The 24,584-nt window shown below is 72.0% G+C and carries 24 protein-coding genes; 7 read left to right on the top strand and 17 right to left on the bottom strand.

Annotation, left to right across the window (positions count from 1 at the left end):
- Window positions 1-119: 119 nt before the first annotated feature.
- Window positions 120-986 carry an aminoglycoside phosphotransferase family protein gene (locus AB0L33_RS20075; protein WP_365683192.1) on the bottom strand — a complete coding sequence of 289 codons (867 nt, stop codon included), beginning with the start codon at window positions 984-986 and terminating at the stop codon, window positions 120-122.
- A gap of 287 nt (window positions 987-1,273) precedes the next feature.
- Here AB0L33_RS20075 and AB0L33_RS20070 point away from each other — a divergent pair, with 287 nt between their 5' ends.
- From AB0L33_RS20070 to AB0L33_RS20060, 3 genes are read left to right on the top strand one after another with little or no spacing between them, the layout of a single operon-like run.
- Window positions 1,274-2,215, top strand: a complete 942-nt coding sequence (locus tag AB0L33_RS20070) for a sugar ABC transporter permease (RefSeq protein ID WP_365683190.1) — start codon at window positions 1,274-1,276, stop codon at window positions 2,213-2,215.
- The gene (locus tag AB0L33_RS20065) at window positions 2,212-3,051 is read left to right on the top strand and encodes a carbohydrate ABC transporter permease (protein ID WP_365683188.1); all 840 of its coding nucleotides are present in this window, start codon (window positions 2,212-2,214) and stop codon (window positions 3,049-3,051) included. The genes AB0L33_RS20070 and AB0L33_RS20065 overlap by 4 nt, the downstream gene beginning before the upstream one ends.
- Window positions 3,051-4,343, top strand: coding sequence for a sugar ABC transporter substrate-binding protein (locus AB0L33_RS20060; RefSeq protein ID WP_365683186.1), 1,293 nt, complete (start codon window positions 3,051-3,053; stop codon window positions 4,341-4,343). The genes AB0L33_RS20065 and AB0L33_RS20060 overlap by 1 nt, the downstream gene beginning before the upstream one ends.
- Before the next feature lie 55 nt (window positions 4,344-4,398).
- Here the strand turns inward: AB0L33_RS20060 and AB0L33_RS20055 are convergent, their stop codons facing one another.
- Window positions 4,399-6,690, bottom strand: a complete 2,292-nt coding sequence (locus tag AB0L33_RS20055; RefSeq protein ID WP_365683184.1) for an MMPL family transporter — start codon at window positions 6,688-6,690, stop codon at window positions 4,399-4,401.
- Between the two features lie 358 nt (window positions 6,691-7,048).
- Here AB0L33_RS20055 and AB0L33_RS20050 point away from each other — a divergent pair, with 358 nt between their 5' ends.
- On the top strand, window positions 7,049-8,251 hold the full coding sequence (locus AB0L33_RS20050) for a S8 family peptidase (RefSeq protein WP_365683182.1): 1,203 nt from the start codon (window positions 7,049-7,051) through the stop codon (window positions 8,249-8,251).
- Between the two features lie 117 nt (window positions 8,252-8,368).
- Window positions 8,369-8,815 carry a nuclear transport factor 2 family protein gene (locus AB0L33_RS20045; RefSeq protein ID WP_365683180.1) on the top strand — a complete coding sequence of 149 codons (447 nt, stop codon included), beginning with the start codon at window positions 8,369-8,371 and terminating at the stop codon, window positions 8,813-8,815.
- Here AB0L33_RS20045 and AB0L33_RS20040 read toward each other — a convergent pair.
- Window positions 8,760-9,596: an ATP-binding cassette domain-containing protein gene (locus AB0L33_RS20040; protein ID WP_365683178.1), complete on the bottom strand. Its 837-nt coding sequence runs from the start codon at window positions 9,594-9,596 to the stop codon at window positions 8,760-8,762. The two genes, AB0L33_RS20045 and AB0L33_RS20040, sit on opposite strands and share 56 nt — an antisense overlap.
- 138 nt (window positions 9,597-9,734) lie before the next feature.
- Here AB0L33_RS20040 and AB0L33_RS20035 point away from each other — a divergent pair, with 138 nt between their 5' ends.
- Both AB0L33_RS20035 and AB0L33_RS20030 read left to right on the top strand, forming a co-directional pair.
- Entirely contained in the window at window positions 9,735-10,316 is a 582-nt protein-coding gene (locus AB0L33_RS20035; RefSeq protein WP_365683176.1) for a TIGR03086 family metal-binding protein, read from the top strand.
- 68 nt (window positions 10,317-10,384) lie between these two features.
- Window positions 10,385-11,017: a DsbA family protein gene (locus AB0L33_RS20030; RefSeq protein ID WP_365683174.1), complete on the top strand. Its 633-nt coding sequence runs from the start codon at window positions 10,385-10,387 to the stop codon at window positions 11,015-11,017.
- A 31-nt stretch (window positions 11,018-11,048) separates the two neighbouring features.
- Here AB0L33_RS20030 and AB0L33_RS20025 read toward each other — a convergent pair whose 3' ends face one another.
- The 14 genes from AB0L33_RS20025 to AB0L33_RS19960 all read right to left on the bottom strand — a co-directional run bounded on the left by AB0L33_RS20025 (window position 11,049) and on the right by AB0L33_RS19960 (window position 24,537).
- A complete protein-coding gene (locus AB0L33_RS20025) occupies window positions 11,049-11,807 on the bottom strand; it encodes a sirohydrochlorin chelatase (RefSeq protein ID WP_365683172.1) in 759 nt (252 codons plus the stop codon).
- 7 nt (window positions 11,808-11,814) lie between these two features.
- Complete coding sequence (locus AB0L33_RS20020) at window positions 11,815-12,726, bottom strand: ABC transporter permease (protein ID WP_365683170.1); 912 nt, start codon at window positions 12,724-12,726, stop codon at window positions 11,815-11,817.
- Window positions 12,713-13,501 carry an ABC transporter ATP-binding protein gene (locus tag AB0L33_RS20015; protein WP_365683168.1) on the bottom strand — a complete coding sequence of 263 codons (789 nt, stop codon included), beginning with the start codon at window positions 13,499-13,501 and terminating at the stop codon, window positions 12,713-12,715. Before AB0L33_RS20015 ends, AB0L33_RS20020 begins: the two co-directional genes overlap by 14 nt.
- A gap of 34 nt (window positions 13,502-13,535) precedes the next feature.
- Window positions 13,536-14,648 (bottom strand): aliphatic sulfonate ABC transporter substrate-binding protein, encoded by a 1,113-nt coding sequence (locus AB0L33_RS20010; protein ID WP_365683166.1) that lies wholly within the window; start codon window positions 14,646-14,648, stop codon window positions 13,536-13,538.
- Window positions 14,649-14,891: 243 nt separating this feature from the next.
- Window positions 14,892-16,223 carry a GTP-binding protein gene (locus AB0L33_RS20005; protein WP_365683164.1) on the bottom strand — a complete coding sequence of 444 codons (1,332 nt, stop codon included), beginning with the start codon at window positions 16,221-16,223 and terminating at the stop codon, window positions 14,892-14,894.
- Window positions 16,224-17,159 (bottom strand): sulfate adenylyltransferase subunit CysD, encoded by a 936-nt coding sequence (cysD, locus tag AB0L33_RS20000; protein WP_365683162.1) that lies wholly within the window; start codon window positions 17,157-17,159, stop codon window positions 16,224-16,226. It abuts the gene before it with no gap.
- Window positions 17,156-17,725 (bottom strand): adenylyl-sulfate kinase, encoded by a 570-nt coding sequence (gene cysC, locus AB0L33_RS19995; protein WP_365683160.1) that lies wholly within the window; start codon window positions 17,723-17,725, stop codon window positions 17,156-17,158. Before cysC ends, cysD begins: the two co-directional genes overlap by 4 nt.
- The gene (locus tag AB0L33_RS19990) at window positions 17,725-18,441 is read right to left on the bottom strand and encodes a phosphoadenylyl-sulfate reductase (protein ID WP_365683158.1); all 717 of its coding nucleotides are present in this window, start codon (window positions 18,439-18,441) and stop codon (window positions 17,725-17,727) included. The genes cysC and AB0L33_RS19990 overlap by 1 nt, the downstream gene beginning before the upstream one ends.
- Window positions 18,438-18,617 carry a hypothetical protein gene (locus AB0L33_RS19985; RefSeq protein ID WP_073966074.1) on the bottom strand — a complete coding sequence of 60 codons (180 nt, stop codon included), beginning with the start codon at window positions 18,615-18,617 and terminating at the stop codon, window positions 18,438-18,440. Before AB0L33_RS19985 ends, AB0L33_RS19990 begins: the two co-directional genes overlap by 4 nt.
- Entirely contained in the window at window positions 18,614-20,311 is a 1,698-nt protein-coding gene (locus AB0L33_RS19980) for a nitrite/sulfite reductase (RefSeq protein ID WP_365683156.1), read from the bottom strand. Before AB0L33_RS19980 ends, AB0L33_RS19985 begins: the two co-directional genes overlap by 4 nt.
- A 114-nt stretch (window positions 20,312-20,425) precedes the next feature.
- On the bottom strand, window positions 20,426-20,509 hold the full coding sequence (locus AB0L33_RS19975; RefSeq protein ID WP_309486338.1) for a putative leader peptide: 84 nt from the start codon (window positions 20,507-20,509) through the stop codon (window positions 20,426-20,428).
- Between the two features lie 184 nt (window positions 20,510-20,693).
- On the bottom strand, window positions 20,694-21,290 hold the full coding sequence (locus tag AB0L33_RS19970) for a GNAT family N-acetyltransferase (RefSeq protein ID WP_365683155.1): 597 nt from the start codon (window positions 21,288-21,290) through the stop codon (window positions 20,694-20,696).
- A 49-nt stretch (window positions 21,291-21,339) separates the two neighbouring features.
- A complete protein-coding gene (locus AB0L33_RS19965; protein ID WP_365683153.1) occupies window positions 21,340-22,653 on the bottom strand; it encodes a GAF domain-containing protein in 1,314 nt (437 codons plus the stop codon).
- Between the two features lie 246 nt (window positions 22,654-22,899).
- Entirely contained in the window at window positions 22,900-24,537 is a 1,638-nt protein-coding gene (locus tag AB0L33_RS19960) for an acyl-CoA dehydrogenase family protein (RefSeq protein ID WP_365683151.1), read from the bottom strand.
- Window positions 24,538-24,584: the final 47 nt, after the last annotated feature.

The following is a 24,584-nucleotide window of genomic DNA, read 5'->3' as shown; positions in this document are numbered from 1 at the left end:
GACGGGCTTGAGTTACGCCCGGATTCCGGCTGCGGAAGAACACGGACGGCGGCAAAATCAAGCCCGTCCGGCGATTGAGGACAAAGCGCTGGACCGGCGCGCCGGACACCCGAGCCGACTCAGAACGGATACCACCGCACCGAAGGGTCACCGTTCCGCAGGGACGCCACGCGGCGGCGGAACTCCGCCAGAGCGGCATCGTTCGAAGGCGCGTGCTGCGCCACCCACGCACAGCTCGCCGTCTCCCGCGCCCCCCGCAGCACCCCGCACCCGTCCCACTCCCGCACGTCCCACCCGTACGCCCCGGTGAACGCGTCGTACGCGTCGGCCGCCAGCCCGTACCGGTCGCGGGACAGCGCGAGGACCACCAGGTCGTGTTCGCGCAGATCGGCGGAGAAGGTCTCCAGGTCCACCAGGACCGGCCCGTCCGCCCCGACGTGGACGTTGCGCGCCAGCGCGTCCCCGTGGATCGGCCCCGGCGGCAGATGCGGGACCAGCGCCGCGGCCGCCGCCGCGAACCCGTCGCGCCGCTCGCGGAGATACGCCGCGTCGGCCGGATCGATCGCGTCGCCCGCCAGCCGCAGCCACCGCTCGACGCCGCCCAGCAGTTCCCGGCGCGGCAGCGCGAAGTCCTCGGGCACGGGCAGCGCGTGGACGGCGGTCAGCAACGGGGCCAGATCGCGCGGCTCGGCGGGCCGCACCGCATCGGGCAGCCGGTGCCACACGGTCACCGGATGACCCCCGACCAGCCGGGCGCCGTCCTCGGCGGCCCGCACGGCCGGAACGCCGGACGCCGCGAGCCACCGGGCGACGGCCACCTCGCGCTCGGCGCGTTCCAGCAGCTCGGGGTGGTGCACCGCGTCCCGGCCGACCTTGATCACGAGGCCGTCGGCCGTGAACACCGCGTTCTCGCCGAGCGCCAGCAGCTCCGCACCCCCGGGGAATCCGGCGGCGGCCAGCACCTCGCGCGCTTCCATCTCGTTCATGGTCCGATTTTCGCATCCGTGCAGGTTGCCTTGACGAACCGGCGACCCGTCAGCACGATGACGGAGGCCACCTGAGCGGCCAGAACGGCAAGAAGCCGATCGAACGACGCAAAGGGGGCCCAGGGCCTTTCGTTTGGATCATGCCGGGCTCGCGGGCTCTGGCACCGCACCTCGCGGCGTTGTCGTCAATCACCAACGCTCCGCGTTGTCTCAATCCTCCGCCTTGCGATGCACGGCACCAGAGCCCGCTCCCTGATCCGGCCTGACCCAAACGAAAGGCCCTACGCATGACATTGGCGAGTGCAACCGTACGGACCGGGCGCCACGGGCCGCCCGGCAAGCGCACCGACGGGCGGCTCGACCGAGGCGCCGGGACCTGGTTCCTGGTGTTGCCCGCCCTCATCCCGATCCTGGTCCTGAGCGTCGGCCCGCTGCTCTACGGCATCGCGCTGGCCTTCACCGACGCCCAGTCCGGCCGCACCCGCGCCACGCAGTGGATCGGCACCCTGAACTTCCGGGACCTCCTGCACGACGGGCTGTTCTGGGAGTCGTTCCGGATCGGGCTGGTGTGGGCGGTCGGCGTCACCGTCCCGCAGTTCGTGCTGGCCCTGGGCCTCGCCCTGCTGCTCAACGAGAACCTGCGGATGCGCTGGCTGGCCCGGGCGCTGGCGATCATCCCGTGGGCGATGCCCGAGGTCGTCGTCGGCATCATGTGGCGCCTCGTCTACAACCCGGACGCCGGCATCCTCAACGAGACCATCCGCGACCTCGGGCTCGGGGACGGCCGGGACTGGCTCACCGGGCTCGCGACCGCGCTGCCCGCCGTGATCGTCGTCGGCGTCTGGTCCGGCATGCCGCAGACCACGGTCGCGCTGCTGGCCGGACTCCAGAACACCCCGCACGAACTCCACGAGGCCGCCGCGCTGGACGGGGCGGGCGCCTGGCGCCGGTTCCGCACGGTGACCTGGCCCGCCATCAGACCGGTCGCACTCTCCATCACCGCGCTCAACTTCATCTGGAACTTCAACTCCTTCGCCCTGGTCTACGTCCTGACCAACGGCGGCCCCGGCGGCCGCACCCGGCTGCCGATGCTCTTCGCGTACGAGGAGGCCTTCCGCTACGGCCAGTTCGGCTATGCCGCCGCCATGGGCTGCGTCATGGTCGCCGTGATCTCCGTGATCCTCGCCGTGTATCTCGCCGGGCGGCTCAGGGGAGGCGACGACCGATGAGCATGCGCACCAAGCGGTCCGTGCGCGCCGGGCAGTACGTGGCACTGCTGTGCTACCTGGTCTTCCTGGCGTTCCCGTTCCTTTGGCTGATCTCCACCGCCTTCAAGCCCGCCCCCGAGCTCGGCTCCCTGCATCCGACCTGGATTCCGCAGCACCCGACGCTGGACAACTTCCGGCAGGCGTTCGACGAGCAGCCGCTGCTGCGGGCCACCGCCAACTCGCTGACGGCCGCGCTCTCGGCCGGGCTGATCGCGGTCCTGATCGCGACCCCGATGGCCTATGTGATGGCCCGCCACCGCACCCGCCTCACCACGGCCGCCACCGGCTGGGTCGTGGTCAGCCAGGCGTTCCCCTTCGTCCTGCTGATCATCCCGCTCTTCCTGGTCCTGAAGAACCTGCACCTGATCAACACCCTCTGGGGCCTGATCCTGGTCTACGTGGTGTGGGCGCTGCCCTTCGCGCTCTGGATGCTCGTCGGCTACGTACGGGCCGTGCCGCGCGAGCTGGAGGAGGCGGCGGCGGTCGACGGGGCGGGACGGCTGCGCACGCTGGTCTCGGTCACCGCCCCGCTGCTGGCCCCGGGGATCGTCGCCACGGCCCTCTTCGCGTTCATCACCGCGTGGAACGAGTTCTTCTTCGCGCTCGTCCTCCTCAAGACCCCGGAGAAGCAGACGTTGCCCGTCGTACTGACCCACTTCCTCGGCGCCGAGGGCGCCAGCGACCTCGGGCCGCTCGCCGCCGCCGCGTTCCTCGCCACCCTCCCCTCGCTCGTCCTGTTCGCGGTGATCCAGCGGCGGATCACCGGCGGCATGCTGGCCGGGGCGGTGAAGAACTGATGCGCGCGCTGGTGCGTACGGCAGCCGCGGCGGCCACCGCGCTCGCCCTGCTGCTCACCGGCTGCGGTGGGGGCGATGACGGCGAGTCGGACGGGAAGATCACCCTCCGCTTCCAGTCGCTGGCCTGGCAGAAGGAGTCCGTCGACATCAACAAGCGGCTGGTGAAGGAGTGGAACGCCGCCCACCCCGACGTCCGCGTCGAATACGTCCAGGGCAGCTGGGACAGCGTCCACGACCAGCTCCTCACCTCCTTCGAGGGCGGCGAGGCGCCCGACATCATCCACGACGCATCGGACGACCTCGCCGACTTCGCGTACGGGGGCTATCTCGCCGACCTCCGCCCCCTCCTCCCGGACGCCCTGACCGAGGGCATCCCGCGCAACAGCTGGGAGACGGCCACCTTCGACGGCGGCATCTACGGCGTGCCCTTCCTCCAGGAGCCCCGCGTCCTGATCGCCAACACCAAGATCCTCGAGGCGTCCGGAGTCCGCATCCCCACGCCCGGGAAGCCGTGGAGCTGGGCGGAGTTCCGGCAGGTGACCCGGGAGCTGACCGGCGAGGGCCGTTACGGGGTCGCCTGGCCGCTCAAGGAGCCGGTCTCCGTCACCCTCAACCTCGGCCTCTCGGCGGGCGGCGAGCTCTTCCACCGGGGTGCCGACGGCAAGGTGACCGTCGCGATGGGGGAGGGCGACCAGGTCGTCCCGGGCACCATCCACGACCAGGTCAACACGGACCACAGCGCCGCCCGCACCGCGCTCGGCATGGGCGGCGGGGACACCCTGCCCGGCTTCTTCGGCGGCAAGTACGCGATGGTGCCGCTCGGGTTCTCGTACCGCCAGCAGATCGTGGAGCAGGCGCCGAAGGGCTTCGAGTGGACGGTGCTGCCCGCCCCGGCCGGCCGCGACGGCCTGGCCCAGGGGGTGAGCCCGCAGACCCTGTCCGTCGCCGAGGACAGCCCGCACAAGAAGGAGGCCGTGGAGTTCATCGACTTCCTGCTGCGCCCCGCCAACATGGTGCGCCTCGCCAAGGGGGACTGGATGCTGCCCACCGGCACCGAGGCGCTGGCCGACCCCTCCCTGCACACCGCGGACCGGGGCTGGGCGACCGGCGCCGCGCTCGCCGCCTCGCTGCGGTCCGCCCCGGCCCAGTCGGTGCGCGGCTACCCCGAGTGGAAGGACAAGGTGGCGACGCCCGCGCTCCAGGAGTACTACAGCGGGGCGATCGACGCGGCCGAGCTGAAGAAGCGCCTGGTGACCGACGGCAACCGCGTCCTGGCCCGCTACCAGCGCTGAAACGGCGTGTGCCCCCCGCCCGGCGGTCCGGGCGGAGGGCACACGTACGGCGGGGTCAGACGCCGACCCGCTCCGGCTCCTCGCCGCCGCGCGCCGGTGCGGACACGTCCGGCTCGTCGTCGTACGACTCGTCGTGCGTCATGTCCGGCAGCCACCGCAGCCACTTCGGGAAGTACCAATTGCGCTCGCCCAGCAGGGCCATCGCGGCCGGGAGCAGCACCCCGCGGATGATCGTCGCGTCGATCAGCACGGCCGCCGCCAGGCCGACCCCCATCTGCTTCATGGACTGCATCGACAGCGTCCCGAAGATCGCGAACACGGCGACCATGATCACGGCGGCGCTGGTGACCACCCCGGCCGTGGTGACCACGCCGTGGGCGATGGCGTCCCGGGTGTTGCGGCCCTGCAGGCGGGCCTCACGAATCCGGGAGACCACGAACACGTGGTAGTCCATCGAGAGCCCGAAGAGGATCACGAAGAGGAACAGCGGCAGCCAGGAGATGATCGCGCCGACGCCCTCCGCGCCCACCAGCGAGGCTCCCCAGCCGTGCTGGAAGACCGCCGTCAGGATGCCGTACGCGGCGCCCACCGAGAGCAGGTTGAGGACGATCGAGGTGATCGCCACGGTCAGCGAGCGGAAGCAGAGCAGCATCAGCAGGAAGGCGAAGACGACCACGAAGGCGAAGACCGGCACGACCGAGCCGACGATCTGGTCGTTGAAGTCCTTCGACCCGGCGACCTGCCCGGTGACCGGCGCCTCGACCCCCTCGACCTTGCCGAGGGTCGCCGGACGCACGGTGTCCCGCAGCAGGTCCAGGCTCTTCTCGGCCTTCTTCTGGTCCGAACCGCCCACCAGCGGTACGTCGATGACCGCGACGTTCTCCGCGTCGTGCGTCACGATGTCCACCGGGCCCTTCGAGGCCCCGGAGGCGACGGCCTGCCTGCGGAACTCCTCCAGCGCCTGGCGCACCGGCGCCGCTCCGATGTCATCGGCCTTCACCACGACCTGCGCCGGGTCGGCGCCCCCGGGGAACGCCGCGTTCAGCCGCTCGTAGGTCCGCACGATCGGCAGCGAGTCGCCGAACTCCTGGTCCAGCGTGAGGTTCTGGGTGTGCATGCCGAGCGCGGGCAGGGCGATCGCGGCGAGCGCCCCGGCGGCGACGACCAGCGCGGTCCACGGGCGGCGCAGCACCGCGGTGAGCACCGCGCGCCAGACGCGGCTCTCGGCGTCGGCGCCGCCCCGCTCCGAGCGCTTCAGGCGGTTCAGGAACGGCACCCGGCCCTTCTCCACCCGCTCGCCGAGCAGCGAGAGGAGCGCGGGCAGCACGGTGACCGAGCCGACCATGGCGACGGCGACGACCATCAGCGAGGCGAGACCCATCGCCTCGAACTCCGCGATGCCGGTGAAGAGCATGCCCGCCATCGCGACGCAGACCGTCACGCCGGAGACGACGATGGCGCGTCCGCTGGTCGCGGCGGCGATCATCAGCGCGGTCCGGGCGTCCCGGCCCTTGGCACGCTCCTCGCGCTCCCGGCGCAGATAGAACAGGCAGTAGTCGACGCCGACGGCCAGACCCACCAGCAGCATCACCGAGTTGGCGGTGTCGCTCATCGGCTGGAAGTGGCTCACCACACCCATCAGGCCCATCGTCGCCATGATCGCGGTGAGGGCGAGGGCGACCGGGAGCAGCGCGGCGACCAGTGCGCCGAAGGCGATCAGCAGAATGCCGAGCGCGACCGGCACGGCGGAGAACTCGGCGCGCTGGAAGTCGCTCCCGAAGGCGTCGTCGAACGTCTTGCCCATGCTGGCGCCGCCGATCTCCTCGATCAGCAGCCCGTCGTGCGCGCCGTCCACCTTCTCGACGGCCTTCAGCACGGGCGCGACGCGCTCGCTCGCCGTCTCGGGGTCGCCCCTCATCTCGAACTGCACGAGCGCGCTGTGCCCGTCGGCCGAGATCGTCTTGGTGGTGTACGGCGAGGTGACGGCGGTGACCTCACCGGTGTCCTGCACGGCCCGGATGACGTCCTTGACGGCCGCCCGGAACTCGGCCGACCCGGCCACCGCCCCGTTCTCGCCCTCCGACTGGATGAGCACGGTCTCACCGGCCGGGTCCTTGAGCCCCGCGTCCTCGATGATCTGCACGGCCCGGCCCACCTCGCCGGACATCTGGTCGCTCTCCTTGACGTCGACCCGGCCGGCCGCGGAGCCGAGCCCCATGGCCAGGACGACGAACAGCACCCAGATCGTCACCGCCGCCCAGCGGTGCCGCGCGCTCCAGCCGCCCGCCCGGGCCGCGACGCCCCGCACCCGCGGCCCTCGCGTCCGCGTCGTATCCGCATTACCCATGACGGGCCTGCCCCCTCGTGAACGGCACCGGCCCACCGCCGTCGCCTCCCGATTCGAAGGTAGGGGCGGCATAAAGCGAGTTCGTCATGCTCTCCGGCGAGGTGGGGGCGGCCCCTCTCCGCCCTGGGGACGGGGCGTGCCCCCGAGAAGGAGGATCGAAGCCCCTTACACGTAAAGGTGATCGTCGTATCGCGGGGCTCCTGCGACCGTCCTGTGACGAAAAGTTGGCGAGTGCGTCGGAGCTGTAGCGAGGTCTTGATCTGCGCGCGTCAATCGGCCAGGGTTTCGAGCCAACCCCCGGAGATCTTCCGGCCGGAGGTCAATCCCCCCACAAAGAATGACGAGGAGACCCCTCTTCATGGCCATTCACAAGCGCGCACGCCGGTTCAAGCTGACCGCCTCCATCACCGCGGTCGCGGCCGCCGCCGGCGTCACCCTGCTGGGCACCCCGTTCGCCGGAGCCACACCCGCTCCGGCCATGGGCAAGGTCTACGGCGCCGACGCGGCGACCGCGGTCGCCGGCAGCTACATCGTGATGCTGGACCAGAAGGCGGACAAGGCCGAGCTCGCCAAGGAGTACGGCGGAAAGCTGAAGCGCAACTACAGCTCCGCCATCAACGGCTTCTCGGCCAGCGGCCTTTCGGAGACCGAGGCCAAGCGGCTCGCCGCCGACCCGGCCGTCTCGAAGGTCGTCCAGAACAAGAAGTTCCACATCGACGCCACCCAGGACAACCCGCCGTCCTGGGGCCTGGACCGCATCGACCAGACGGAGACCGCGGGCGACAACGCGTACACCTACCCGGACAGCGCCGGCGAAGGCGTCACCGCGTACGTCATCGACACCGGAGTCCGCACCACCCACGAGGAGTTCGAGGGCCGCGCCAGCTCCGGCTTCGACGCCGTCGACAACGACGACAGCGCCGACGACGGCAACGGCCACGGCACCCACGTCGCCGGCACCATAGCCGGGGCGACCTACGGCGTCGCCAAGAAGGCGAAGATCGTCGCCGTCCGCGTCCTGGACGACTCCGGCTCCGGCACCACCGAGCAGGTCGTCGCCGGCATCGACTGGGTCACCGAGCACCACGAGGGCCCGTCCGTCGCCAACATGAGCCTGGGCGGCGGCGCGGACGAAGCGCTCGACGCGGCCGTCCAGAAGGCCATCGCGTCCGGCGTCACCTTCGCGGTCGCCGCCGGCAACGAGTCGAGCGACGCGGGCGAGGGCTCCCCGTCCCGCGTCCCCGAGGCCATCACCGTCGCCTCGTCCACGGTGGACGACGAGCAGTCGTCGTTCTCCAACTACGGCTCGGTCGTGGACATCTACGCCCCGGGCTCCGACATCACCTCGTCCTGGAACGACAGCGACACCGGCTCCAACACCATCTCCGGTACGTCGATGGCCACCCCGCACGTCGTCGGCGCCGCCGCCGTCTACCTGGCCGGGCACCCGGACGCCACCCCGGACGAGGTCGCCACGGCCCTGACCGAAGGGGCCACCCCGGACGCCATCAGCAACGCCACCGACGGCACGGCGAACAAGCTGCTGAAGATCGTCGAGTAACGGCCCCACCCCGCCGGGCGGTCACCGCGCTCTCCCCCACGGGGCGCGGCGGCCGCCCGGTCCGCGTCCGCCGTCCTACGCTTGCCGCATGACGACCGACGCGGGCGGGAGGCGGGCATGACCGGACCGGCACCGGGTGTGGCCGCGGCCATCGAGGGCGAGCTCCGGCTCCTGGACCCCCGGGTCCGGGCCTCCGCCGCTCTCCTGGACCAGGTGCTGCACCCCGACTACCGCGAGGTGGACAGCACGGGCCGCCACTGGGACCGGGACACCATCATCGACCTGCTCGTCTCGGGCGTGGCCCCGGGGCCGGGGCGGCTCACCGCCTCCCGGATGAACGGCATCCACCTCGCCGACGAGCTCGTCCACGTCACCTTCGACACCGAGGCCAGGAACCGGCGCGCCCACCGCAGTTCGCTCTGGCGGCTCACCCGGGCCGGCTGGCTCCTCTACTACCACCAGGCCACACCCTTCGAGGCCACGCCCTCCGACGCCGCGCCCTCCGAGGTCAGCTCCGGGGCGCCCGCCGCGCCCGGGCCGCCCACCGGCCGTCCGTCCGGCTGATCCGCACCGGGTGGCCGAAGCACGCGCTGACCAGGTCCGTGGTCAGCACCTCGTCCGCGCCGCCCGAAGCCAGGCACCGCCCGCCGCGCAGCAGCATCGCGTGCGTGGTGGAGGCGGGCAGCTCCTCCAGATGATGGGTGACCAGCACGGTCGCCAGCTCCGGGTGCTCCTCGCGCAACGCGTCCAGGCTGTCCAGCAGCTGTTCCCGGGCGGCCAGGTCGAGCCCGGTCGCCGGCTCGTCCAGGAGCAGCAGCCGGGGCTGCGGCATCAGGGCGCGGGCGATCAGCGTACGGCCGCGCTCGCCCTGCGACAGGGCCGGCCAGCGCGACTCCGTCTTGCCGCCCATCCCGAGCATCGTCAGCAGCCGCTCCGCACGCTCCCGCTGCCCCGGACCCGGCGACCAGCGCGGCACCGGCTCGACCGAGTTCGTCAGACCGGTCAGCACCACCTCGTTCACCGTCAGCGGGGAACGCAGCGGATGACGCGGATTGACATGGCCCAGGAGCGTCCGCAGCTCTCGCAGATCCACCCGCCCCAGCGTGCGGCCCAGCACCTCGACCGAACCCCGCGTCGGATGCGTCACCGCCCCGAGCAGGCCGAGCAGGGTGCTCTTGCCCGCCCCGTTCGCCCCGAGCAGCGCCCAGTGCTCCCCGCCGCGCACGGTGAGCGAGACCGCGTCGAGCAGGACGTTTCCGTCGCGTACGAGCGAGACCTCGTCGGCCCGGATGACCGGGACCGGAGCCGTGACGACGGACGGGGACAGGGGGGCGGTGGTGGTCACGTGCGGCTGCTCCTTCGTACGGGCGCGAGCGCTCTTCCGCGCACCGGAAAGCCTATCCGTGGCCCGTACACCCGCCGCGCCCGGCACCTGTCGCCTTTCTTCAAGACCCCCCGCTCCCGCCCGCCTAGCTTGGGGTCCATGAAGAACGAGCACGCCCACATGACCGAATGCGCCGCCGAGGCCGCCCGCGTGGCCCGGGGCGTCACCGCAGCACAGCTGGACGCCACCGTCACCCCCTGCGCGGACTGGGACCTGCGCACCCTCGTCAACCACTGGGTCCTCTACACCTCGCACGGCATGGAACACCGAGCCCGGCGCACCGAACTCCCCGAGGAGCTGATCGCCCGCGACTTCACCGCCGACACCGACTGGGCCGAGCGGTACGCCGCTCAGCTCGACCGGGCCGTCGCCGCCTGGTCCGACCCCGCCGTCTGGGAGGGCACCATCGGCGAGGGCGACTCCGCGTCCCCGGCCGCCGACACCGCCGCGATGCTCGTCGAGGAGATCGCGCTGCACGGCTGGGACGTGGCCCGCGCCACCGGCCAGGAGTTCCGGATCTCCGCCGGGGCCGCCGCGTACGTCCTGGCCACCGTCGAGAAGACCGCCGCGCTGTACCGCCAGTACGAGGGGTTCACCGAGGAGGTCGACGCCCCCGGCGCCACCGGCTTCACCCGCGCCCTCGCGCTGAGCGGACGCGATCCGCAGGGGAGCGCGAGCTGAAAATGGCCCAGGCAGGCGGGGTCCGAATGGCCCGGGGGACTGTGCCACCGGCTGGCTAGGCTCGCCCCATGACCACTCACCCCGCCCCGGAACCGGGCAGGCCCGTAGTCGACCTCTACTTCGACCCGGCCTGCCCGTTCGCCTGGATCACCTCCCGCTGGCTGCTGGAGGTGGAGCAGCACCGCGACATCGAGCTCCGCTTCCACGTCATGAGCCTGTACCTGCACAACATCGGCAACGAACTCCCCGACTGGTACCGCGATCTGGTCGACCGTTCGCTCGGCCCCGTCCGGGTCGCCGCCGCCGCGGCCGGGGAGCGCGGCGAGGAGATCCTGCGCGACCTCTACACCGCTTTCGGCAGCCGCATCCACCAGCAGAAGAACGAGGACTTCGACCAGGTCGTCGCCGAGTCCCTCGCCGAGCTCGGACTGCCCGCGCACCTCGCGGAGGCCGCGCACGACGAGGCGTACGACGAGGCCCTACGGCGCAGCCACGAGGCCGGGCAGGACCCGGAGGCGGGCGGCTACGTCGGCACCCCCACCCTCCACGTCGACGGGACGGCGTGGTTCGGGCCGGTGCTGCGGGCCATCCCGCGCGGCGAGGAGGCGGCCCGGCTCTTCGACAGCTTCCGGGTGCTCGCGGGCCACCCCGACTTCTTCGAGCTCAAGCGCACCCGGACGGGCGGCATCGACGTCGGCTGAGCCCGGGCCGGCCGCGCTGCCCGGACAGGCCCTAAGCGCTGACCGCGACCGGCCGCGCCGCGGCCGCGTTCGCCTCGTCGTAACGGTCCAGCAGCAGCCGGGCCAGCTCCGGGGCCGGTCCCAGCACCCCGGCCAGCACGTCCGCGCCGGACCCGGCCGCCCCCGCCGCGATGCGGTCCGGCAGGCGGCCGGGCGCGATCACGTACGGGGCGACGGCCACCCGGCGGACGCCCTCGGCCCGCAGGGCGCGTACCGCGTCCTCGGTGCGGGGAAGGGATGCGGAGGCGAACGCAGGCCGCACGGAACACCAACCGGTGTGCCGCAGCTCCCGCGCGATTTCAGCGATCACTGCGATCGCCTCCGGGTCTGATGAGCCCGCCGAGGCCAGGACGAGCCCGGTCGAGCCACGGTCGCCGGGGCGCACCCCGGCCTCGTACAGCCGCCGTTCCAGCGCGGCGTTCAGCAGCGGCGACGGGCCGAGCACCTCGGCCTGCCGGACCCGCAGCCGGGGCAGTGCCGCGCGGGCCTCGCGCAGCACCGCCGGGATGTCCGACTTGGCGTGGAACGCCCGGGTGAGGAGCAGCGGAAGCGCCACCACCTCGTGCGCCCCCTCGGCGGCCAGCCGCTCCAGGAGCCTCGGCACCGAGGGCGCGTTGAAGTCCAGGAACCCCGTCTCGACGCGCAGCCCGGGGCGCAGCGCCCGTACCCGCGCGGTCAGCGCGTGCACGGTCGCGGCGTGCCGCGGATCGCGGCTGCCGTGGGCGATGACGAGGAGGACCGGAGAGGACATGGCGCGCTCAGTTCTTGACGAGGAGGCCGCGGCTGCGCAGCACCCACCGCTCCAGCGGGCTGAAGATGAGCAGGTCGATGGCGATGCCGACGAACAGGATCAGGATGATGGCGAGGAAGATGCCCGGCATGTCCGCGTTGTTGCGCCCGTTCTCCAGCAACTGCCCGAGCCCGAGGCCGAGATCGGGGGAGGAGGCGATGATCTCGGCGGCCATCAGCGAACGCCAGGAGAACGCCCAGCCCTGCTTGAGGCCCGCCAGATAGCCCGGCAGGGCGGCCGGCATCACGATCAGCCAGGTGCCGCGCAGCCCGGTCGCGCCCAGGGTGCGGCCGGCCCGCAGGAAGAGCGGGGGCACCTGGTCGACGCCCGAGACGAGCCCGTTGGCGATCGAGGGGACCGCGCCGAGCAGGATGACCGCGTACATCATCGAGTCGTTCAGCCCGAGCCAGATCACCGCCGGCGCCACCCAGGCCACCGAAGGCAGTGACTGGAGCCCGGACAGGATCGGGCCGATCGCGGCCCGGACGAACTTCACCCGGGCCACCAGCAGCCCCAGCGGCGTACCGATCGCCACCGACAGCAGGAAGCCGAGCAGACCGCGCGAGATGCTGGTCCACACCACCTCCAGCAGCGTGCCCTGCAACCACATGTCCCGGGCGCTGTCCCAGACGTCGGACGGCGACGGCAGCTTGTAGTCCTCGGTCACCTCGCCCCAGACGAGGAGCTGCCAGACGACCAGGACCAGGGCCACCGCGACGAGCGGGGGCAGGACCTTGCGCAGCAGGACCTCGCGCACCGGGGTGCGCTGCACCTGCACCGCGTCCAGGGCGTCCAGACCGGCTTCGAGACCGGCCAGGTCGTCCGGCTTCCCGCTCCCGCCGGACCCCGCCTCGTCCGGCTTGATGTCAGTGCTGGCCATGACGGCGGATCTCCCCACGCAGTTGTTCGGTGATCTCGACGGACAGTTCCGCGACGGCGGTGTCCTCGATGCGGCGGGGCTGCTCGATGTCGACCGTCCACTCACGGGCGATCCGGCCGGGGCGGGACGAGAGCAGCACCACGCGCTCGGCGAGGCGGACGGCCTCGCGCACGTTGTGTGTGACGAAGAGGACCGAGACGTTCGTCTCGCGCCAGATCCGGGTCAGCTCGTCGTGCAGCACATCGCGGGTGATGGCGTCGAGCGCGGCGAACGGCTCGTCCATCAGCAGGAGTTGGCTGTCCTGGGCGAGCGCGCGGGCCATCGCCACGCGCTGCCGCATGCCGCCGGACAGCTCGTGCACCCGCTTCCCGTACGCCCCGCCGAGCCGGACCAGCTCCAGCAGCCGCTCCGCCTCGCCGCGGCGCTGCGACTTCGGCACCCCGCGCAGGCGCAGGGCCAGTTCGATGTTCTTGCCCGCGGTCAGCCACGGGAACAGGGCGTGCTCCTGGAACATCAGCGCGGGCCGGCCGCCGGGGGTCTTGATGCTGCCCCCGGTCGGCCGGTCGAGCCCGGCCACCAGATTGAGCAGGGTCGACTTGCCGCACCCGGACGCTCCCAGGAGGGTGACGAACTCGCCCGGGGCGACGTCCAGACTGATGTCGTCCAGGACCAGCTGCGTTCCCGCGGGCCCGGCGAAGGACTTCGAGACGTGCGCGATGCGGGCGGCGTGCCCGACCTGGACGCGGTCCTCGGCCTTGGTGAGGGTGTTCGCCATGATCGTCACCTCCTGGGAGTCTTCGGGCGGCTGGTTACTTGACGCCGAGTCCGGCGTCGTCGGCCTTGGGCTGGCCCGCGGCCTTGAGGATCTTGTTGAGCGGCTTCAGGTCGTAGATGCCCTTGAGGTCGGGCTTCTCCAGCAGACCGGCCTTGACCGCGTGCTGGGCCTGCGCGTCGAGCGTCGCGGCCAGCGGGTCGTCGGTGATCTGGATCGACTTCCAGGCGGGGTCGATCACCTCGGCCGGCAGCTCCTTGCCGGTGAGCTTCTTCAGCGCGGCGTTCGCGGAGGCCTTCGCCTTGTCCGGATTGGCGTTGATCCAGGCATTGGTCTTCACCGAGCCGCGCAGCACGGCCTCGACCACGTCCGGGTGCTCCTCGAGGAACTTCTGCGACACGATGATGTTGGTGATCACGAACTTGTCGTCCGGCCACAGCGTCGACTCGTCCAGCAGTTCCTTCGCGCCCTCGGCGACCAGCTTGGAGGCGGTCGGCTCGGGCACCCAGGCACCGTCGATGGCACCGGAGCGGTAGGCGTCCGGCGTCACCTTGTTGTCCGTACGGACGACGGAGACGTCGCCCTTGCCGCTCTGGGCGTCGACCTTCCAGCCCTTCTCGGATATCCAGTTGAGGAACGCCACGTCCTGGGTGTTGCCGAGCTGCGGGGTGGCGATCTTCTTGCCCTTGACGTCGTCCAGGGTCTTGATCTTCTTCGGGTTCACGACGAGCTTGACGCCGCCGGACGCCGAACCGCCGATGATCCGCAGGTTCTGGCCCTTGGACTTGGTGTAGCCGTTGATGGAAGGCGAGGGGCCGATGAAGCCGATGTCGATCGAGTTGGCGTTCAGCGCCTCGATCTCGGACGGGCCCGCGTTGAAGGTGGCCGTCTTGAGCTGGGTGCCGCCCAGCTCCTTCTGGAACAGGCCCTCCTGGTCACCCACGAGCGCGGTGGCGTGCGTGAGGTTCGGGAAGTACCCGATGCGCACGGTGTCGACGGAGAGCTTCTTGCCGCCGGCCACGTCGGCCTTCCTGGCATCGTCGTCCGTCGATTCGGAACCGTAGCCGCAGGCGGTCAGGGCCACGGCCAGCAGGGGCAGGGCGGCGACGGCGGCGATGCTGCGGCGCAACGTGGTACGGGGGGCAGGCACGGGAGGTCTTCCTCTCGGAGGCCCGGTGCTCACGCCCCTCGTACGTGCGGGGGCGCGGCCGGGAAGTCGGCAGGTCTTCGTCTGAACTGGCGGTGCGTGCGGAGCTGTTGGTGCTGCCGGGCGCGCAGGCAGTGCGCGTACGTCATCGCGCACATCGCCCGACTCCGCCCTGGCCGCTGCCCAGCGCGCCGCTGCCGACGCGGCCGCCCTCCTTCGCGAAGGTCGAGAAGACGTCGATGCCCATCAGAAGTCCCACTCCGCGTCGTCGTCCGCGGCCGGCTGCTCCTCGGCGGCGGCGAACGAGGCGCCCGCCATGCCCGCCGAGAGGGTGGTGCCGTCCGCCGGGTCGATCAGCAGGAAGGAACCCGTGCGGCGCGAGTCGGCGTACGCGTCGAGCGCCAGCGGCTCGGCGGTCCGGACGACGACCCGGCCGATGTCGTTGGCGACCAGCTTGCCGGGGGCCGGGTGCTGCGAGAGGTCGTCCAGGGTCAGCCGCGAGGGGATGTCCTTGACGATGGCCTTGACCGTGCGCGTGGTGTGCTTCAGCAGCACCCGCCGGCCCACGGTGAGCGGTTCGTCCGCGACGTGGCAGACGGTCGCCTCGACGTCCTGGGTGACGGCCGGCGCGTCGCCCACCGGGGCGATGAGGTCGCCGCGCGAGACGTCGATGTCGTCCGCCAGGCGCAGCGTCACCGACTGGGGCGCCCAGGCGATGTCCACGGAGTCGCCGAGCAGGTCGATGCCCTCGATCGTGGAGGTGCGGCCCGAGGGCAGCACGGTCACGGACTCGCCGACCCGGAACACCCCGGCGGCGATCTGGCCCGCGTAGCCCCGGTAGTCGGGGTGCTCCGCGGTCTGCGGCCGGATGACGTACTGGACCGGGAAGCGGGCGTGGCAGCCGGTCAGGTCGTGGCTGACCGGGACCGTCTCCAGGTGCTCCAGGACCGTCGGGCCGCCGTACCAGTCCATGTGGGCGGACGGCTCCACGACGTTGTCGCCGGCCAGCGCGGAGATCGGGATCGCGGTGATCTCGGGGACCCCGAGGGACGCCGCGTACGCGGTGAACTCCTCGGCTATCGCGGCGAACACCGGCTCCGCGTAGTCCACCAGGTCCATCTTGTTGACCGCCAGCACCACGTGCGGGACGCGCAGCAGGGCGGCGACGGCGGCGTGCCGGCGGGTCTGCTCGACCACCCCGTTACGGGCGTCGACCAGGACCACGGCCAGCTCGGCGGTGGACGCGCCGGTGACCATGTTGCGGGTGTACTGCACATGGCCCGGGGTGTCGCCCAGGATGAACCGGCGCCGGGGCGTGGCGAAGTAGCGGTAGGCGACGTCGATGGTGATGCCCTGCTCGCGCTCGGCGCGCAGGCCGTCGGTCAGCAGTGCCAAGTCGGGCGCCTCCTGACCGCGGTTGCGCGAGGCGTGCTCGACGGCCTCCAGCTGGTCGGTGAGGACCGACTTGGAGTCGTGCAGCAGGCGCCCGACGAGGGTGGACTTGCCGTCGTCGACGGACCCGGCGGTGGCGAAGCGCAGCAGGGTGGTGGCGCTCAACTGCTCAGCTGTGGTGGTCATTTAGAAGTACCCTTCGCGCTTGCGGTCTTCCATCGCGGCCTCGGACAACTTGTCGTCGGCGCGGGTCGCGCCCCGCTCGGTGAGCCGGGAGGCGGCGATCTCGGTGATCACGGCGTCCAGCGTGGTGGCGTCGGAGTCGACGGCCCCCGTGCAGGACATGTCGCCGACCGTGCGGTAGCGCACGAGACGGGTCTCGGTGACCTCGTGCTCCTTGGGCCCGCCCCAGTGCCCCGCGGTCAGCCACATGCCGTTGCGGTTGAACACCTCGCGCTCGTGGGCGAAGTAGATCTCCGGCAGCTCGATCCCCTCGCGCTCGATGTACTGCCAGACGTCCAGCTCGGTCCAGTTGGAGATCGGGAAGACCCGGACGTGCTCGCCGGGCGCGTGCCGGCCGTTGTACAGCTGCCACAGCTCGGGGCGCTGGCGGCGCGGGTCCCACTGGGAGAACTCGTCGCGCAGCGAGAAGACCCGCTCCTTGGCGCGCGCCTTCTCCTCGTCGCGCCGGCCGCCGCCGAACACCGCGTCGAAGCGGTGCTGCTGGATGGCCTCGGTCAGCGGCACGGTCTGGAGCGGGTTGCGGGTGCCGTCGGGGCGCTCGCGGAGCTTGCCGGCGTCGATGTACTCCTGCACGGAGGCGACGTGCAGCCGCAGCCCGTGTTCGGCGACCACGCGGTCGCGGTAGGCCAGCACCTCGGGGAAGTTGTGCCCGGTGTCCACGTGCAGCAGGGCGAACGGCACCGGCGCGGGCGCGAACGCCTTGAGCGCCAGGTGGAGCATCAGGATCGAGTCCTTGCCGCCCGAGAACAGGATCACCGGCCGCTCGAACTCGCCCGCCACCTCGCGGAAGATGTGCACCGCCTCGGACTCCAGCGAGTCCAGGTGGCTCAGCGCGTACGGATTGTCGGTGCCCTCTTGCACAGTCGCGACGGTCGTCACGCCGCACCCCTCTCGCTCAGCAGCGCGTACAGCTCCGCCGCGGACTCCTGCACGGTCTGGCGGTGCGACTCGATCCGCAGATCGGGTGACTCGGGCGCCTCGTAGGGGTCGTCCACCCCGGTGAGCCCGCTGATCTCGCCCGCCGCCTGCTTGGCGTAAAGCCCCTTCACATCGCGCTCCGAGCACACCTCGACCGGAGTGGCGACGTGCACCTCCAGATACGCGGTGCCCTCGGCCTGGTGCCGCTTGCGGACGGCGTCCCTGCTGTCCGCGTACGGGGCGATGACCGGGACCAGCACCTTGACGCCGTTCGCCGCCAGCAGCTCGGCGACGAAGCCGATGCGCTGCACGTTGGTGTGCCGGTCCTCCCGGGAGAAGCCGAGGCCCGCCGAGAGGAACTCGCGGATCTCGTCGCCGTCGAGCACCTCCACGCGGTGGCCCTCGGCGCGCAGCCGCCCGGCGAGTTCATAGGCGATGGTGGTCTTGCCGGCGCTCGGCAGACCGGTCAGCCAGACGGTGGCCCCCGTCTCCGTCACGCTCATCGAATTCTCCTGATCAGTCGTCATCAGCCGTGCAGCCCGCACTCGGTCTTGCCGCGCCCGGCCCAGCGGCCGGCCCGCGCGTCCTCGCCCTCCAGCACCCGGCGGGTGCAGGGCGCGCAGCCCACGGAGGCGTAACCGTCCATCAGCAGCGGGTTGGTGAGCACGCCGTGCTCGGCGACGTAGGCGTCCACGTCGTCCTGGGTCCAGCGGGCGATCGGCGAGACCTTCACCTTCCGGCGCTTCTCGTCCCAGCCGACGACCGGGGTGTTCGCCCGGGTCGGGGACTCGTCGCGGCGCAGCCCGGTCGCCCAGGCGGCGTACGCGGTCAGCCCCTCTTCCAGGGGCTTGACCTTGCGCAGTTTGCAGCAGAGGTCGGGGTCGCGGTCGTGCAGCTTCGGGCCGTACTCGGCGTCCTGCTCGGCGACCGTCCGGCGCGGGGTCAGCGTGATGACGTTGACGTCCATCACGGCGTCCACCGCGTCCCGGGTCCCGATGGTCTCCTCGAAGTGGTAGCCGGTGTCGAGGAACACCACGTCGACGCCGGGCATCACCCGGGAGGCGAGATGGGCCACGACCGCGTCCTCCATCGAGGAGGTGACGCAGAACCGGGGGCCGAAGGTGTCGGCGGCCCACTTCAGGACGTCGAGCGCGGAGGCGTCCTCCAGCTCGCGGCCGGCCCGCTCGGCGAGCGCCCTCAGCTCCTCGTCGGTGAGCGTGTCGATGTTCTGAGCGACCGTCATATCCCGTCCCCTCCAACGTTGTTGGGCGTCAGTCCCCGGCTCAGCAGGCCCAGGAACTTCAGCTGGAACGCACGATTGCAGGAGGCGCATTCCCACGCCCCGTGCCCGGCCTCGTGCGGGCGCAGGTCCTCGTCCCCGCAGTACGGGCAGTGGAACGGGGCGGCGCGCTCGCTCATGACAGGGACTCCGCACTGGCGCGGGCCGCCCAGGTGGCGAAGCGTTCGCCGTCCTCGCGCTCCTCCTGGAAGCGGCCGAGCACCCGCTCGACGTAGTCCGGCAGCTCCGCCGAGGTGACCTTCAGTCCGCGCACCTTGCGGCCGAAGCCGGCGTCCAGGCCGAGGGCGCCGCCCAGGTGGACCTGGTAGCCCTCCACCTGGTCGCCGTTCTCGTCCAGGACGAGCTGGCCCTTGAGGCCGATGTCCGCGGTCTGGATGCGGGCGCAGGCGTTGGGGCAGCCGTTGATGTTGATGGTCAGGGGCTCGTCGAAGTCGGGGAGCCTGCGCTCCAGTTCCTCGATGAGGGAGGCGCCGCGCGCCTTCGTCTCCACGATCGCGAGCTTGCAGTACTCGATGCCGGTGCAGGCCATCGTGCCGCGCCGGAAGGTGGACGGCTTCACCTGGAAGCCGAGCGATTCCAGACCGGCGGACAGCGACTCGACGCGGTCCTGCTCGACGTCGAGGATGATCATCTTCTGCTCGACGGTGGTCCGGACCCGGCCGGAGCCGTGCTCCTCGGCCAGCTCGGCGATCTTGGCGAGGGTCGAGCCGTCGACCCGGCCGACCCGGGGGGCGAAGCCGACGTAGAAGCGGCCGTCCTGCTGCTGGTGGACGCCGATGTGGTCGCGCCACCGGCTGCTGGGCTCCGCCGGCGCGGGGCCGTCGAGCAGCGGGCGCTTCAGGTACTCGTCCTCCAGGACCTGGCGGAACTTGGCGACGCCCCAGTCGGCGACCAGGAACTTCAGCCGGGCCCGGTTGCGCAGCCGGCGGTAGCCGTAGTCCCGGAAGATGCCCACCACTCCGGCCCAGACGTCCGCGACCTCGTCCAGCGGCACCCAGGCGCCGAGGCGTTCGGCGAGCCGGGGGTTGGTGGACAGCCCGCCGCCGACCCAGAGGTCGAAGCCCGGTCCGTGCTCGGGGTGCTCGACGCCCACGAACGCGATGTCGTTGATCTCGTGGACGACGTCCTGGACCGGGGACCCGGAGATCGCGGTCTTGAACTTGCGCGGCAGGTTGGAGAATTCGGGGCTGCCGATGTACCGGGCGTGGATCTCCTCCAGCGCCGGCGTGCCGTCGATGATCTCGTCGGCCGCGATGCCCGCCACCGGGGAACCGATCATCGTACGGGGGCAGTCGCCGCACGCCTCGGTGGTGGAGAGCCCGACGGCCTCCAGCTTCTGCCAGATCGCCGGGACGTCCTCGATGCGGATCCAGTGCATCTGGACGTTCTGCCGGTCGGTGATGTCCGCGCTGCCCCGTGCGTACTCCTGCGAGATCTCGCCGATGACGCGCAGCTGCTGGGTCGTCAGCTTCCCGCCGTCGATGCGGACCCGCATCATGAAGTACTTGTCCTCCAGCTCCTCCGGCTCCAGCACCGCGGTCTTGCCGCCGTCGATGCCGGCCTTGCGCTGGGTGTAGAGCCCCCACCAACGCATGCGTCCCCGCAGGTCGTTGGGGTCGATCGAGTCGAATCCGCGCTTGGAGTAGATCGTCTCAATGCGCGTCCGCACGTTGAGACTGTCGTCGTCCTTCTTGAACTGCTCATTGCCGTTGAGCGGGGTGTAGTGCCCCAGGGCCCACTGGCCTTCGCCGCGGTGGCGGCCCACCTTGCGGCGGGGCGCGGCGGGCGCAGGCGATTCCGGGGTTGCGGCCATGACAGTACGTCCTTCGGGACTGCGGGAGGGCGGCTCTGAACTGCACACTCGCGTGAAGCGCGGCGGTGCGCAGGGCTGAACTGAAGCAGGGGGATCTCGGCGGTGCTGGGACTCTCAGCTCGCCGGACAGATGGCGCTGGACATGCGGCCGAGGTCGACGTGGCGTCGACTCACCAAGGCAATTCCAGTTCCGGACATGACGGAAGCGTGTCATGGGGATCTCGCGGCAGTCCACCACTATCCATGATGTGGACGGCCTGGTCCCGCTTGGTGAGACGATGTGGCGCCCGTCACGCGTGTGACGGGCGCCGGGTGGAGCGTAAAACCGGACAAGCGAGGGGATTTGCTACGGAAGTGGCGGCGGCTGAGTGCGGGGCACTGCTCAGCGGCCGGAACCCGGCCAGGGGCCGGGGGTCTCCACCGGCTCCTCCAGCTCCGTGCGCGTGTCGAACAGCCGGAATCCGCGCCTCAGGTAGTTGTCCATCGCGTGCGGACCGTCCTTGGAGCAGGTGTGCAGCCAGACCCGCTTCGTCGCCGGCCGCTCCGGCCACCGCTCCGCCAGGTCCCAGGCGCGGGCCGTGCCGTACGACAGCAGATGACCGCCGATCCGCCGCCCCCGGAAGGACGGGATCAGCCCGAAGTACATGATCTCGACCACGCCGTCGTCCTGCGGGTCCAGCTCGATGTAGCCCGCCGGAGTGCCGTTCGCGTACGCCACCCAGGTCTCCGCGCCCGGCCGCTCCAGGACCTCCTGCCACTGCGCGTACGTCATGCCGAGGCGGTCCGTCCACCGGATGTCCCCGCCCACCGCCGTGTACAGGAAGCGGCTGAACTCGGACAGCGGCACCTCGGACCGCACGATCCGGACCTCCGCGTCCGGCACGGCGGACGGCCGCAGGTCATCGGGGGAGGTCTGCTCCAGGGACCAGACGGTCACCTCTTCGCGGGCCGGTGGCGCGGGACGTACGGGGTCGCTCATGGCTGCCAGACAACCATGCCCCGCACCCCTCGCCCCACCCGGCCCCTGGTCACCGGGTGTCCGGCGCCTCCCCTTCGCCTCCCGCACGCGCCTCGCGGGCCGCCACGACCACCGGCGCCTGCGAGCGCGGCAGCAGATCGGCCGGGTGCTCCGGATGGACCACCTCCACCTCCACGCCCTCGCCGAACCGGTACGGGCGGTGCGCGAGGACCTCGGCCAGATGGCGCCGCAGCCGCGATATCTCCGCCCGCACCGTCACGGTCCTGGTCGCGTCACCGAACAGGTCCTGGGCCAGCTCCGATGCCGTACGCCCGTCCCGGTGCAGCGCCAGCGCGTACAGCAGCTCGGCGTGGCGCGGGGAGAGCCGCTGGGTCCAGGTGCCCACCGGGCTCACCACGTTCACCGCGAGCGCCCGCGGCCGGCTCAGATCGAGGACCACCCGGCGCGGCGGGCTGTCCATCGCCCCGTCCGCCACCTGGACCAGCCAGCCGCCCGGCAGCGGCTCCACCCGGCACATCCCCAGCGACGGCAGCCACACCCGGCCCGGCCCCAGCGACTTCGGCAGCGGCAGCCGGTCCACCGGGGGCATCCCCGTCACCGCCGCCGTCCAGCCGTGGCCGTCCACCGCCACCGCCCGGCCGCCGATCCGGCTCAGGATCGGAGCGGCCACCGCCCGCAGCCGGTCCACCGCCTCCAGGTGCCGGACCCGGATCTCCCCTTCCGCCAGCCGGGCCACCGACCGCACCAGGGCCAGCGTCGTCGGGTGGAAGGTTGAAGCGGGCCCGCTGATGTCCACGATCCCCATCAGCCGGCCGTCCCGGGGGTCGCGCACCGGGGCCGCCGCGCACGTCCAGCCGTGCAGCGTGCGCACGAAGTGCTCCGCCGAGTGCACCTGCACCGGGGCGCGGGCCGCCAGCGCCGTACCGATCGCGTTGGTGCCGGTGATCTCCTCGGACCACGCGGCGCCCTCGGCGAGGCAGATGTCGTCGGCCCGGCGCAGCACCGCGGTGTTGCCCTCGCGCCACAGCACCCGGCCCTCCACATCGGTGACGACCATGATCTGCTGCGAGGCGTCCGCGATGCTCGTCAGCCCGTCGCTGAGCAGCGGCATCACCTCGCCCAGCGTCGAACTGCGGCGCCGGTGCTCGATCTCGTCCGCCTCCAGCAGCCTGCTGTGCGTCGGCTGCTCGGGATCGAGGCCGCTGCGCAGCACCCGGTCCCAGGACGCGCCGATCTCCGCCCGGGGCGCGGCGGGCATGCGGTCGCCCGCCATCCGCGCCTCACGGGACCGGTGCACCAGCCGTCTGGCCTGCGCGCTCTCCCGAGCGACCGGCCGCAGCACGTCGGCCGGAGTCGTCTCCATGCCGGTTCCCCCTCACCCCACCACCGGCCCGGTGCGCGGGCCGCGCCCCCATCCTGCCGCCGCTCGTGCCCCGATACCGCAACTCCACACAATGGTTGCAACCCTCTGCAACTCTGGCGAGGGTCCCCGGACCGTACAAGAGTGGCGGCACACCGCACCGCGGGGCCCCGGCCCTCACGTGCGGTGTGTACAGCATGGGGGGTGGTGCCGTGTCGGCGCAGCACCACCCCCCGTCGCTGCGCCCGGTCAGGAGCCTTCCGGCCGGGCCCGGGCCACGACCGACGCCAGATCCAAGGTGTGCGGAAGGGTCCCGAAAGCCGCGCCCCCGTCCCCGCCCAGGCGCGAAGCGCAGAAGGCGTCCGCCACCTCGGGCGGCGCCCAGCGCACCAGCAGCGAACCCTGGAGCACCAGCGCGATGCGCTCCACGACCCGGCGCGCCCGCGCCTCGATCCCCGCCAGGTCGGCCAGCTCCGTCAGCATGTCCCTGATCGCCGCGTCCAGCCGGTGATCGGCGCCCCGGGCCCGCCCGACCTCCTGGAGGAAGGCGTTCAGCGCGAGCGGTTCGCGCCGCAGCACCCGCAGCACGTCCAGCGCCTGGACGTTCCCGGACCCCTCCCAGATGGAGTTGAGCGGCGCCTCCCGCAGCAGCCGGGGCATCCCCGACTCCTCCACATAGCCGTTGCCGCCCAGGCACTCCAGCGCCTCGCCCACCAGCGGCGTGCACCGCTTGGTCACCCAGTACTTCGCCGCCGGCACCGCGATCCGCAGGAAGGCCGCCTCGCTCTCGCCGCCGTCGTCGTACGCCGCCGCGAGCCGCATCGCCAGCACGGTCGCCGCCTCGGACTCCACCGCCAGATCGGCCAGCACATTGCGCATCAGCGGCTTGTCCACGAGCGGCCCGCCGAACGCGGACCGGTGCGTCGTGTGGTGGACCGCCTGCGCCACCGCCTGCCGCATCAGCGCCGCCGAACCGGTGACGCAGTCCAGCCGGGTCGCCGCCACCATCCCCATGATCGTGCGGACGCCCTGACCCTCCTCGCCGATCCGCCGCGCCCACGTCCCGTCGAACTCGACCTCCGCCGAGGCGTTCGACCGGTTGCCGAGCTTGTCCTTGAGCCGCTGGATCGCGAACGGGTTGCGGCTGCCGTCCGGCAGCACCCGGGGCAGCAGGAAGCAGGTGAGACCGCCCGGGGCCTGCGCGAGGACCAGGAAGCCGTCGGACATCGGCGCCGAGCAGAACCACTTGTGCCCGGTCAGCACATAGCCGCCGTCCCCGGCCAGCGGCTCGGCGCGCGTGGTGTTCGCCCGCACGTCCGAGCCGCCCTGCTTCTCCGTCATGCCCATCCCGAGCAGCGCCCCCGCCTTCCGCGCGGGCGGCCGCAGCCCCTGCTCGTACACCCGCGAGGTCAGCAGCGGCTCCCACTCGGCGGCGGCCTCCGGATCGGCGCGCAGGGCCGGCACCGCCGCGTGCGTCATGGAGAGCGGGCAGCCGTGCCCCGCCTCCGCCTGCGTCCACACCAGGAAGCCCGCCGCCCGGCGGACGTGCCCGCCCGGCCGGTCCCAGGCATCGGTCAGCCCGGCGCCGACGGCGTGCCCGAGCAGCCGGTGCCAGGCCGGGTGGAAGTCCACCTCGTCCACGCGGTGCCCGTAGCGGTCGTGGGTGCGCAGCCGCGGCGGGTTCGCGTTCGCCTCGGCGCCCCAGGACGCGGCCTGCGCGGAGCCGGCCGCCAGTCCGAGAGCCGTGAGACCGTCCCGGGCCTCGTCCAGGACCTCGGGCGGAAGATGTCGTTCCACGGCCTCGCCGAGCGCCCGGTCCGTGCCGAAGACGTCATGGCCGAGCAGGGGAGGGGCCTGGTTGGACACGGTGTGGGTGGTGGTCGCCATGCCGATACGGTAAGGACGTGCAGGCAGCAGACGAAACTCCCGAGCGG

The organism is Streptomyces sp. NPDC052299, from assembly GCF_040679335.1.
GTDB lineage: Bacteria > Actinomycetota > Actinomycetes > Streptomycetales > Streptomycetaceae > Streptomyces.
Note: the sequence above shows the minus strand (reverse complement) of the source record. Positions and strands in the feature narration are given on the sequence as shown.

Coding starts and splice junctions, on each gene's coding strand:
- AB0L33_RS20075 (WP_365683192.1), bottom strand. CDS start 986: ATGAACGAGATGGAAGCGCGCGAGGTGCTGGCCGCCGCCGGATTCCCC.
- AB0L33_RS20070 (WP_365683190.1), top strand. CDS start 1,274: ATGACATTGGCGAGTGCAACCGTACGGACCGGGCGCCACGGGCCGCCC.
- AB0L33_RS20065 (WP_365683188.1), top strand. CDS start 2,212: ATGAGCATGCGCACCAAGCGGTCCGTGCGCGCCGGGCAGTACGTGGCA.
- AB0L33_RS20060 (WP_365683186.1), top strand. CDS start 3,051: ATGCGCGCGCTGGTGCGTACGGCAGCCGCGGCGGCCACCGCGCTCGCC.
- AB0L33_RS20055 (WP_365683184.1), bottom strand. CDS start 6,690: ATGGGTAATGCGGATACGACGCGGACGCGAGGGCCGCGGGTGCGGGGC.
- AB0L33_RS20050 (WP_365683182.1), top strand. CDS start 7,049: ATGGCCATTCACAAGCGCGCACGCCGGTTCAAGCTGACCGCCTCCATC.
- AB0L33_RS20045 (WP_365683180.1), top strand. CDS start 8,369: ATGACCGGACCGGCACCGGGTGTGGCCGCGGCCATCGAGGGCGAGCTC.
- AB0L33_RS20035 (WP_365683176.1), top strand. CDS start 9,735: ATGAAGAACGAGCACGCCCACATGACCGAATGCGCCGCCGAGGCCGCC.
- AB0L33_RS20030 (WP_365683174.1), top strand. CDS start 10,385: ATGACCACTCACCCCGCCCCGGAACCGGGCAGGCCCGTAGTCGACCTC.
- AB0L33_RS20025 (WP_365683172.1), bottom strand. CDS start 11,807: ATGTCCTCTCCGGTCCTCCTCGTCATCGCCCACGGCAGCCGCGATCCG.
- AB0L33_RS20020 (WP_365683170.1), bottom strand. CDS start 12,726: ATGGCCAGCACTGACATCAAGCCGGACGAGGCGGGGTCCGGCGGGAGC.
- AB0L33_RS20015 (WP_365683168.1), bottom strand. CDS start 13,501: ATGGCGAACACCCTCACCAAGGCCGAGGACCGCGTCCAGGTCGGGCAC.
- AB0L33_RS20005 (WP_365683164.1), bottom strand. CDS start 16,223: ATGACCACCACAGCTGAGCAGTTGAGCGCCACCACCCTGCTGCGCTTC.
- cysC (WP_365683160.1), bottom strand. CDS start 17,725: ATGACGACTGATCAGGAGAATTCGATGAGCGTGACGGAGACGGGGGCC.
- AB0L33_RS19990 (WP_365683158.1), bottom strand. CDS start 18,441: ATGACGGTCGCTCAGAACATCGACACGCTCACCGACGAGGAGCTGAGG.
- AB0L33_RS19985 (WP_073966074.1), bottom strand. CDS start 18,617: ATGAGCGAGCGCGCCGCCCCGTTCCACTGCCCGTACTGCGGGGACGAG.
- AB0L33_RS19980 (WP_365683156.1), bottom strand. CDS start 20,311: ATGGCCGCAACCCCGGAATCGCCTGCGCCCGCCGCGCCCCGCCGCAAG.
- AB0L33_RS19975 (WP_309486338.1), bottom strand. CDS start 20,509: ATGTCCGGAACTGGAATTGCCTTGGTGAGTCGACGCCACGTCGACCTC.
- AB0L33_RS19970 (WP_365683155.1), bottom strand. CDS start 21,290: ATGAGCGACCCCGTACGTCCCGCGCCACCGGCCCGCGAAGAGGTGACC.
- AB0L33_RS19965 (WP_365683153.1), bottom strand. CDS start 22,653: ATGGAGACGACTCCGGCCGACGTGCTGCGGCCGGTCGCTCGGGAGAGC.
- AB0L33_RS19960 (WP_365683151.1), bottom strand. CDS start 24,537: ATGGCGACCACCACCCACACCGTGTCCAACCAGGCCCCTCCCCTGCTC.